This is a genomic window from Pseudomonas sp. NBRC 111140 (genome assembly GCF_001320885.1).
In the GTDB taxonomy this organism is placed as follows: Bacteria; Pseudomonadota; Gammaproteobacteria; order Pseudomonadales; family Pseudomonadaceae; genus Aquipseudomonas; species Aquipseudomonas putida_P.
In genome coordinates, this window is the sequence record NZ_BCBQ01000014.1 from 77984 (window position 1) to 87884 (window position 9901).

At 60.6% G+C, this 9901-nt stretch carries 7 protein-coding genes; 3 read left to right on the forward strand and 4 right to left on the reverse strand.

What is annotated here, in order from left to right:
- Positions 1 to 174: 174 nt before the first annotated feature.
- The 3 genes from ntrC to glnA all read right to left on the reverse strand — a co-directional run bounded on the left by ntrC (position 175) and on the right by glnA (position 4464).
- Positions 175 to 1611: a nitrogen regulation protein NR(I) gene (gene ntrC / locus APH42_RS07015; RefSeq protein WP_060493013.1), complete on the reverse strand. Its 1437-nt coding sequence runs from the start codon at positions 1609 to 1611 to the stop codon at positions 175 to 177.
- The gene (gene glnL, locus APH42_RS07020) at positions 1608 to 2693 is read right to left on the reverse strand and encodes a nitrogen regulation protein NR(II) (protein WP_003249215.1); all 1086 of its coding nucleotides are present in this window, start codon (positions 2691 to 2693) and stop codon (positions 1608 to 1610) included. Before glnL ends, ntrC begins: the two co-directional genes overlap by 4 nt.
- 364 nt (positions 2694 to 3057) lie before the next feature.
- The gene (gene glnA / locus APH42_RS07030; protein WP_012274602.1) at positions 3058 to 4464 is read right to left on the reverse strand and encodes a type I glutamate--ammonia ligase; all 1407 of its coding nucleotides are present in this window, start codon (positions 4462 to 4464) and stop codon (positions 3058 to 3060) included.
- 427 nt (positions 4465 to 4891) lie between these two features.
- Between glnA and thiI the strand changes: the two genes are divergently transcribed.
- Positions 4892 to 6346: a tRNA uracil 4-sulfurtransferase ThiI gene (gene thiI / locus APH42_RS07035; RefSeq protein WP_012274601.1), complete on the forward strand. Its 1455-nt coding sequence runs from the start codon at positions 4892 to 4894 to the stop codon at positions 6344 to 6346.
- Positions 6347 to 6474: 128 nt separating this feature from the next.
- The gene (typA, locus tag APH42_RS07040) at positions 6475 to 8295 is read left to right on the forward strand and encodes a translational GTPase TypA (protein WP_012274600.1); all 1821 of its coding nucleotides are present in this window, start codon (positions 6475 to 6477) and stop codon (positions 8293 to 8295) included.
- A 113-nt stretch (positions 8296 to 8408) separates the two neighbouring features.
- Here typA and APH42_RS07045 read toward each other — a convergent pair whose 3' ends face one another.
- Positions 8409 to 8813, reverse strand: a complete 405-nt coding sequence (locus APH42_RS07045) for a YkgJ family cysteine cluster protein (protein ID WP_003249225.1) — start codon at positions 8811 to 8813, stop codon at positions 8409 to 8411.
- Between the two features lie 184 nt (positions 8814 to 8997).
- Between APH42_RS07045 and APH42_RS07050 the strand changes: the two genes are divergently transcribed.
- A partial coding sequence (locus tag APH42_RS07050; protein ID WP_177336843.1) for a glycogen/starch/alpha-glucan phosphorylase occupies positions 8998 to 9901 on the forward strand: 904 nt, incomplete at its 3' end.

Genomic DNA, 9901 nt, shown 5'->3' on the forward strand with positions numbered 1-9901 from the left:
GGATCGGTGCATCGGGGCTGAAAAAGCCGGGCCTGCTTCGCAGGCCTATCCCGACACAAGGCCGCTCCCGCAGGGATAGCACCGCCTCTGAACTGAGCGGCGTCCTGTGGGAGCGGCCTTGTGTCGCGATGGGCTGCGCAGCAGCCCCAGAGATCTTACGGGTTAACCCAGCACTCAGTGCTCGTCACCTTCCTCGTCATCCCCACCTGCCACATTCATCCCCAGCTCCTTGATCTTGCGCGTCAGGGTATTACGCCCCCAACCCAGCAGCAGCGCCGCATCCCGGCGCCGTCCGGCGGTGTGCTTGAGCGCCGTCTCGATCATGATCCGTTCAAAACTGGGCACTGCGCTGTCCAGCAGGTTGGTCTGCCCGCGCGCCAACGCCTGGTCGGCCCACTGGCGCAGGGCCTGCTCCCAGTTGGTCACCGGTGCGGCGTCCTGTGGCAGGTTCAGAAGCTCGGGCGGCAGGTCGCCGATCAGCACTTCGCGGCTGGAAGCCATCACGGTGATCCAGCGGCAAGTGTTTTCCATCTGCCGCACGTTGCCCGGCCAGGGCAGGTTGCGGATGAACTCTTCGGTCTCAGGCTTGAGGACCTTCGGCTCGACCGCCAGCTCCTGAGCGGCCCGGGCAAGGAAGTGGCGGGCGAGCGCGGGGATGTCTTCGCGGCGGTCGGCCAGGCGCGGGATATGGATACGGATCACGTTCAGGCGGTGGAACAAATCCTCACGGAACTTGCCGGCTTGCACCAGTGACTCCAGGTTCTGGTGGGTGGCGGCGATGATGCGCACGTCGACCTTGACCGGTACATGGCCGCCCACACGATAGAACTCGCCATCGGCCAGCACGCGCAGCAGGCGGGTCTGGGTGTCGGCAGGCATGTCACCGATTTCGTCGAGGAACAGCGTACCGCCATCGGCCTGCTCGAAACGGCCCCGGCGCAGGTTGGCAGCGCCGGTGAAGGCCCCCTTTTCATGGCCGAACAGCTCCGATTCCATCAAGTCCTTGGGGATGGCGGCCATGTTCAGGGCAATGAACGGCGACGCCGCGCGCGGGCTGTGCCGGTGCAGGGCGTGGGCCACCAGCTCTTTGCCGGTGCCGGACTCGCCGTTGATCAGCACGGTGATGTTGGAGTGGCTGAGGCGGCCGATGGCGCGGAACACCTCCTGCATCGCCGGGGCTTCACCGATAATTTCCGGGGTACGCGCCAGGTTCTGTGGCACATCCAGGCCCTGCTGTTCCTGAGCGTGCTGGTTGGCGCGCTTGACCAGCGAGACCGCTTCGTCGACGTCGAATGGCTTGGGCAGGTACTCGAAGGCCCCCCCCTGATACGAGGCCACCGCGCTGTCCAAGTCGGAATGGGCGGTCATGATGATCACCGGCAGGCGCGGGTGCTGTTCGCGGATCTGTGCCAGCAAGTCGAGGCCGCTGGCGCCAGGCATGCGAATGTCGGAGATGATCACGTCCGGTTGCTGGCGCGCCAGGCGCCCCATCACACCGTCTGCGCTGTCGAAGCTCTGGGTGGTCATGCCTTCTTGTTGCAGGGCTTTTTCCAGGACCCAGCGGATGGAGCGATCATCGTCGACGATCCATACGGTTTCACTTCGGCTCATGAGGCGGTGGCTCCTTGTTCCAGGGGCAGGTAGATCGAGAAGGCGGTGTGGCCTGCGTGGCTTTCACACTCGATCAGGCCCTGGTGCTGGCTGATGATGTTCTGGGTAATGGCCAGGCCCAGCCCGGTGCCGTCCGGGCGGCCACTGACCATGGGATAGAAGAGAGTGTCCTGCAGTTCCGGCGGGATGCCCGGGCCGTTGTCGATGATCTCGACCCGCGCCACCAGGCGGTGGCGCACGTGGCCGATGGTGAACTGGCGCAAGGCGCGGCTGCGCAAGGTAATACGGCCCAGCCGCAGTTCATTCTGCGAACTGATCGCCTGCATGGCGTTGCGTACGATATTGAGTACGGCCTGGATCATCTGCTCGCGGTCGATCAATACGTCCGGCAGGCTAGGGTCGTAATCGCGCACCAAAGTGATGCAGCCCTGGCTTTCGGCGTCGACCAGGCTACAGACTCGCTCCAGCACTTCGTGAATGTTGGTCATGGCAAGCGACGGCAGCTTGTTAGAGCCGAGCATGCGGTCGACCAGGTTACGCAGGCGGTCGGCCTCTTCGATGATCACGTTGGTGTAGTCGCGCAGGCCTTCCTCGGGCAGTTCGCGGGCCAGCAACTGGGCCGCGCCACGGATGCCACCAAGGGGGTTCTTGATTTCATGGGCCAGGCCGCGCACCAGCATCTTGGTGGTTTCCTGCTTGCTCAACTGAGCCTCTTCCTTGGTGATGCGCAGCAGCCGGTCGCGTGGGTGCACCTCGAGCAACAGCAGGGTCTGGCCCTGATGCAGGATTGGCGTTACCGCGTAGTCGACGGTGATGGTCTGCCCGGTCAGCGAAGTGAGCTGTGCTTCACGCTTGGTGAATGGGTGCGCCTGCTCGACCGCCTGGCGCAGCGAGCTGAGTGCCTCGGTCGATTCGGTGAACAGCTCGCTGATGAACTGCCCATGGCTACGCTGGCCACTGACGGCCAGCAGCATTTCCGCTGCCGGGTTCATGTACTCCAGGCGCAGCTCGGCGTTGAGCAGCAACGTGGCGGTAGTCAGGTTGTCCAGAAGCAGACGGTGCTGTGCATCGCTGATGGTCATAAGGCGTCGTTGACCTCTTTTGGCGCTTGCCCGGCACTGCTTTGGCCTGGGCCGGACGCGGGGTGGTTCCGCTGGTGCGAGACTCTCGGCAAGAAAATGCAAGAAACAAACCAAAGCTCCGAAAAGAAGCGGAATTTGCCGATAAAGGCCTGGATCTGCGCAACTTCGGACCAGAAAGTCTGGATGAAACGTTTAACTTGACCCAGATTGGGGAGCAAATGAGGGCACGGTGTCAATTTGTGCACCAAGATAGAGCATAGCGTGATGGCGGGGTGGCGGTGCTTCTGCAGGGCGTGCAGAAACGAAAACGGCCTCCCGAGGGAGGCCGTTATGATCACGTCACCGGCACGAGGCGCCGATCAGATCAGCAGCTGTAGTACAGCTCGTATTCCAGCGGGTGTACGAAGGTGCGGACCTTGATTTCTTCTTCGCTCTTCAGCTCGATGAAGGCATCGATGAAGTCGTCGGAGAACACGCCGCCCTTGGTCAGGAACGCGCGGCCTTTGTCCAGCTCTTCCAGAGCCTCTTTCAGGCTGCCGCACACTTGCGGGATGTTCTTGGCTTCTTCTGGTGGCAGGTCGTACAGGTTCTTGTCGGCCGCGTCGCCTGGGTGGATCTTGTTCTGGATGCCATCCAGGCCAGCCATCAGCAGGGCCGCGAAGGCCAGGTACGGGTTGGCCGATGGGTCCGGGAAGCGGGCTTCGATACGGCGGGCTTTCGGGCTGCCGACGTAAGGAATACGGATCGAGGCGGAACGGTTACGAGCCGAGTAGGCCAGCATTACCGGGGCTTCGAAGCCTGGGACCAGACGCTTGTAGGAGTTGGTCGACGGGTTGGTGAAGCCGTTCAGGGCCTTACCGTGCTTGATGATACCGCCGATGAAGTACAGGGCGGTGTCGGACAGGCCGGCATAGCCTTCACCCGAGAAGGTGTTCTTGCCGTCTTTCCAGATCGACATGTGTACGTGCATGCCCGAGCCGTTGTCGCCGTACAGAGGCTTAGGCATGAAGGTGGCGGTACGGCCGTAGGCGTCGGCAACGTTGTGCACGACGTATTTCAGCGCCTGTACTTCGTCAGCCTTTTTCACCAGGGTGTTGAACTTGACGCCGATTTCGTTCTGGCCGGCAGTCGCCACTTCGTGGTGGTGAACTTCAACGGTCTGGCCCATTTCTTCCAGTGCGTTGCACATGGCAGTACGGATTTCGTGGTCGTGGTCGAACGGCGGAACCGGGAAGTAGCCGCCCTTCACGCCTGGACGGTGGCCTTTGTTGCCGCCTTCCACGTCAGCGTCGGTCATCCACGAGCCTTGCTCGGAGAAGATCTTGAACATCGAGCCGGAAATGTCCGACTTGAACTTCACTTCGTCGAAGATGAAGAACTCAGGCTCTGGGCCGGCGAAGACGGTGTCACCGATGCCGGTGCTCTTCAGGTACTCTTCGGCACGCTTGGCGATGGCGCGTGGGTCGCGATCGTAGCCCTGCATGCTCGACGGGTCGACGATGTCGCAGGTGATGATCAGGGTTGGCTCTTCGGTGAACGGGTCCAGGACGGCAGTGTCGTCGACCGGCATCAGGATCATGTCGGAGGCTTCGATGCCTTTCCAGCCAGCGATGGAGGAACCGTCGAACATCTTGCCGACTTCGAAGAAGTCTTCGTCCAGCGCATCACGCGACGGCATGGTCACGTGGTGCTGAATGCCTTTGGTGTCCGTGAAACGCAGATCAATCCACTTGACGTCATGATCTTTGATGAGTTGAACCGACTTCGACATGTTGTCCTCCGGATGGTCTAGAGCGCGGTGGGCCGCTGCCCTGGAAAAAGGGTGTTGCCGGGCGCGGATAGTCGGCCAAGCTTACCTGCCTCACAAGGGAGCAAATTGCATGCCAGTGCCCGAAAATGGCGAAGGCGGGATAAAAGGGGGCGTTTGTGGGCATTTGGCGTAGGGGTGGCGGGTAAAAATGCACCCTTTAGATGCGAGTTTTGGTGTCAGCGCACCAATACAGTGCGCGATCTGGGCTTTGTGCTTTCTTTGAGGGCTTTCCGCGGGTTTGCACGCGAAAAGGCCGGAACAGGCGGCACAAAACCCGCCTCATGCATTTATCTCAAAGCTTCTGATCAAAAGTTGGTCAAATCCTGAGCAATTTCCGATATAATTCGCGCCCCTCATTTTCGGCAGGCCCTGCGCGCGCTGTTAACCAATGAAACTTATCGTCAAAGTCTTCCCAGAAATCACCATCAAGAGCCGGCCGGTGCGCAAGCGTTTCATCCGCCAGCTCGCCAAGAACATCCGCAACGTGCTCAAGGACCTCGATCCTGAGCTCGCGGTCGATGGTGTCTGGGACAATCTCGAAGTGGTCACCCGCATCGAGGACGAAAAAGTCCAGCGCGAGATGATCGAGCGCCTCACCTGCACGCCGGGTATCACCCACTTCCTGCAGGTAGAGGAATACCCGCTGGGTGACTTCGACGACATCGTCGCCAAGTGCAAGCACCACTTCGGTCACCTGCTGGCCGGCAAGCACTTCGCCGTGCGCTGCAAGCGCGGTGGCCACCATGACTTCACCTCGATGGACGTCGACCGTTACGTCGGCAGCCAGCTGCGCCAGCAGTGTGGCGCCGCCGGCATCGAGCTGAAGAAACCTGAAGTGCTGGTGCGCATCGAAATCCGCGACCAGCGCCTGTACGTCATCCACAACCAGCACCAGGGCATCGGCGGTTACCCGCTGGGCGCCCTGGAGCAGACCCTGGTGCTGATGTCCGGTGGCTTCGACTCCACCGTGGCGGCTTACCAGATGATGCGCCGTGGCCTGATGACCCACTTCTGCTTCTTCAACCTCGGCGGCCGTGCCCACGAGCTGGGCGTGATGGAAGTGGCCCACTACCTGTGGAAAAAGTACGGCAGCAGCCAGCGCGTGCTGTTCATCAGCGTGCCGTTCGAAGAGGTGGTTGGCGAGATCCTCAACAAGGTCGACAACAGCTACATGGGTGTGACCCTCAAGCGCATGATGCTGCGCGGTGCCGCGCACATGGCCGACCGCCTGGAAATCGACGCGCTGGTGACCGGCGAGGCGATCTCCCAGGTATCCAGCCAGACCTTGCCGAACCTGTCGATCATCGACTCGGCCACCGACAAGCTGGTGCTGCGCCCGCTGCTGGCGAGCCACAAGCAGGACATCATCGACCAGGCCAACGAAATCGGCACCGCCGACTTCGCCAAGCACATGCCAGAATACTGCGGCGTGATTTCGGTGAACCCGACCACCCATGCCAAGCGCCACCGCATGGAGCATGAAGAGAAGCAGTTCGACATGGCGGTGCTGGAGCGCGCCCTGGAACGCGCCAAGCTCATCTCCATCGACCATGTGATCGACGAGCTGGGCAAGGACGTCGAAATCGAAGAAGTGACCGAGGCTCTGTCGGGGCAGATCGTCATCGACATTCGTCACCCTGATGCCCAGGAAGACGAACCTCTGGTGCTGGACGGTATCGAAGTCCAGGCCATGCCGTTTTATGCCATCAACAGCAAGTTCAAGCACCTGGACCCCACGCGCCAGTACTTGCTGTATTGCGACAAGGGTGTGATGAGCCGTTTGCACGCACACCACCTGCTCAGTGAGGGACATGCCAATGTGCGTGTTTATCGTCCGACATAAGACGCCGGGGCTGTATGGCGGCAGTATCCGCCATCGCCCTCCCGACCGCCGGGCCCGCTGAGCCTTAAACAGTACATATTGGCCGCCTACACTGGGCGGCAACCGAATCCTCTGATCGAGATACACTTGTGATCGAAAATCTGCGTAACATCGCCATCATCGCCCACGTTGACCATGGTAAAACCACCCTGGTCGACAAACTCCTGCGTCAATCCGGCACTCTGGAGCGTAACGAGCTCAACGACGAGCGCGTCATGGACTCCAACGACCAGGAAAAAGAGCGCGGTATTACCATTCTGGCGAAAAACACCGCCATCAACTGGAACGGCTACCACATCAACATCGTCGACACCCCCGGCCACGCCGACTTCGGTGGCGAGGTTGAGCGTGTAATGTCGATGGTCGACTCCGTGCTGCTGCTGGTCGACGCCCAGGACGGCCCAATGCCGCAAACCCGCTTCGTGACCAAGAAGGCCTTCGAAGCCGGCCTGAAGCCAATCGTCGTGATCAACAAGGTTGACCGTCCGGGCGCACGTCCTGACTGGGTTCTGGACCAGATCTTCGACCTGTTCGACAACCTCGGCGCTACCGACGAGCAGCTGGACTTCAAAGTGGTCTACGCCTCGGCCCTGAACGGCATTGCCGGTCTGGACCACACCGAAATGGGCGAAGACATGACCGCCCTGTACCAGTCGATCATCGACAACGTACCGGCTCCTTCCGTTGACCGTGACGGCCCGTTCCAGATGCAAATCTCGGCACTGGACTACAACAGCTTCCTCGGCGTTATCGGTGTTGGCCGTATCGCCCGTGGTCGCGTCAAGCCGAACACCCCGGTTGTCGCCATCGACACCAACGGCAAGAAGCGTAACGGCCGTATCCTGAAGCTGATGGGTCACCATGGCCTGCACCGCATCGACGTCGAAGAAGCCCAGGCTGGCGACATCGTCTGCATCAGCGGTTTCGACGAGCTGTTCATCTCCGACACCCTGTGCGCCCCGGACGCGGTAGAAGCGATGAAGCCGCTGACCGTTGACGAGCCAACCGTTTCGATGACCTTCCAGGTCAACGACTCGCCGTTCTGCGGTAAAGAAGGCAAGTTCGTCACCAGCCGTAACATCAAGGACCGTCTGGACAAGGAGCTGCTGTACAACGTTGCTCTGCGCGTTCAGGAAACCGATTCCCCAGACAAGTTCAAGGTTTCGGGCCGTGGTGAGCTGCACCTGTCGGTACTGATCGAAACCATGCGTCGTGAAGGCTTCGAGATGGCTGTGGGCCGTCCTGAAGTGATCATCCGCGAAGTCGACGGCGTCAAGCAGGAGCCGTTCGAGAACGTCACCATCGACATTCCTGAAGAATCCCAGGGCAAGGTGATGGAAGAGATGGGTCTGCGTAAAGGCGACCTGACCAACATGGTTCCGGATGGCAAAGGCCGTGTTCGCCTGGAGTACAACATTCCAGCCCGTGGTCTGATCGGTTTCCGTAACCAGTTCCTGACCCTGACCAACGGTGCAGGCATCCTGACCTCGATCTTCGATCGCTACGACACCATGAAGTCGGGCCAGATGTCCGGCCGCCTCAACGGTGTACTGGTTTCGGTCGAGACCGGCAAGGCGCTGACCTACTCGCTGGAAACCCTGCAGGCACGTGGCAAGCTGTTCGTTGAACACGGCCAGGAGATCTACAACGGTCAGATCATCGGCCTGAACAGCCGCGATAACGACCTGGGCGTGAACCCGACCAAAGGCAAGAAGCTCGACAACATGCGTGCTTCGGGCAAAGACGAAGTCATCGCCCTGGTACCGCCAGTTCGCCACACCCTCGAGCAGGCCCTGGAATTCATCCAGGACGACGAGCTGTGCGAAGTGACGCCGAAGTCGATCCGTCTGCGCAAGAAGATCCTGGACGAAGGCGAGCGTACCCGCGCTGCCAAGAAAGCCAAGAACTGAGTTAGCTCAGGCTGAATGAAAACGCCCCCGGTCGAAAGGCCGGGGGCGTTTTTTTTTGCCTTGAGATTTTGGAGGCTGCAAAGCAGCCCCAGGGGCTCAAATGCAACGCAGGATCAGCGCCCAACCACTTTGGGCTTGTACGCACAATACCCCGGCCGCGGCCCGACCTTGGGGTGGTTGCGGCAGGTATCCGGGCGCTTGTCATAAATGGTGCACAGGCGGCTTTTACGATCCAGGTACATGCAGTCATCGTTGCTCATCCGGGTCAGGGTGAAAATCCCCGACTTCTGGTTGAAGCGCTCGATGATGCCTTCCTTCTGCAAGCGTTTAGCCACGTTCTTCGGCGGTTCGTCTTTTTCGAACTCGTCGACCACGCCGATACGGATCAGATCCTTGATCTTCACCTCCACCGGCAGGGTGCAGCAGGTCGAATGGCAGCCATGGCACATGTTGCTGGTATAGCGCTGCCAGGTCTCCAGGCGGTCGACTTCGGCCGCGGCGATCAGGGTCGTTTTCATCTTTATAGGGTGGATCACGGTCTTGGGGCGCGCGATGATACCGGAATTGTTCAATTTATGAACAACCTTTTGCCGGAATCGCAGCGTCGGCATGAAAACTGCGAACCGTAACTGTCACTCCCGGTCGAAGGGTCTAGTCTCATCAATCTCCCTCCGCTTTCGTCAACTTGCCCGAGGATGCCGCATGTCCCAGGAACCTAAAGCTCGTGACGCCGAAGTCGCGGATTTTCGCGCTGCTGTACTGAACAAGCTGACCTACGCGGTCGGCAAGGACCCGGAGCACGCCTTCGACCATGACTGGTTCGAAGCCATTGCCCTGGCTGCGCGCGATCACATGGTCGATCACTGGATGGATCATACGCGTCAGGCCTATCGGCGCAGCCAGAAACGGGTCTACTACCTTTCCCTGGAGTTCCTCATCGGCCGCCTGCTGTACGACAGCCTGAGCAACTTGGGCTTGTTGGACATCGCGCGCGATGCGCTGGAAGGGCTGGATGTGGACCTTGAACGTATTCGTCTGCTTGAGCCGGATGCTGCGTTGGGCAATGGTGGCCTGGGCCGACTGGCTGCATGCTTCATGGAGAGCATGTCTACCTTGGGTATCGCTGCCCATGGCTACGGCATCCGCTACGAGCACGGGCTGTTCCGGCAGGCGGTGGTCGATGGCTGGCAGCAGGAGCAGACTGAAAACTGGCTGGATTTCGGCAACCCCTGGGAGTTCGAACGCGCCGAGGTGATCTACCCGATCAGCTTCGGCGGCAGTGTCGAAACCGTGCACGATGCCAGCGGTACCCCGCGCCAGGTATGGTCGCCCGGTGAAACGGTGCGGGCGGTGGCTTACGATACGCCGGTGGTCGGCTGGCGCGGAGCCAGCGTCAATACCCTGCGCTTGTGGCGTGCACGGGCGTTGGAAGAGCTGCACTTGGAGCGTTTCAACGCCGGTGACCATCTGGGGGCGGTGGCCGAAGTGGCGCGTGCCGAGAGCATCTCGCGTGTGCTGTACCCGGCTGACAGTACCGAGGCCGGTCAGGAGTTGCGCCTGCGCCAGGAGTATTTCTTTGTGTCGGCTTCGCTGCAGGACTTGCTGC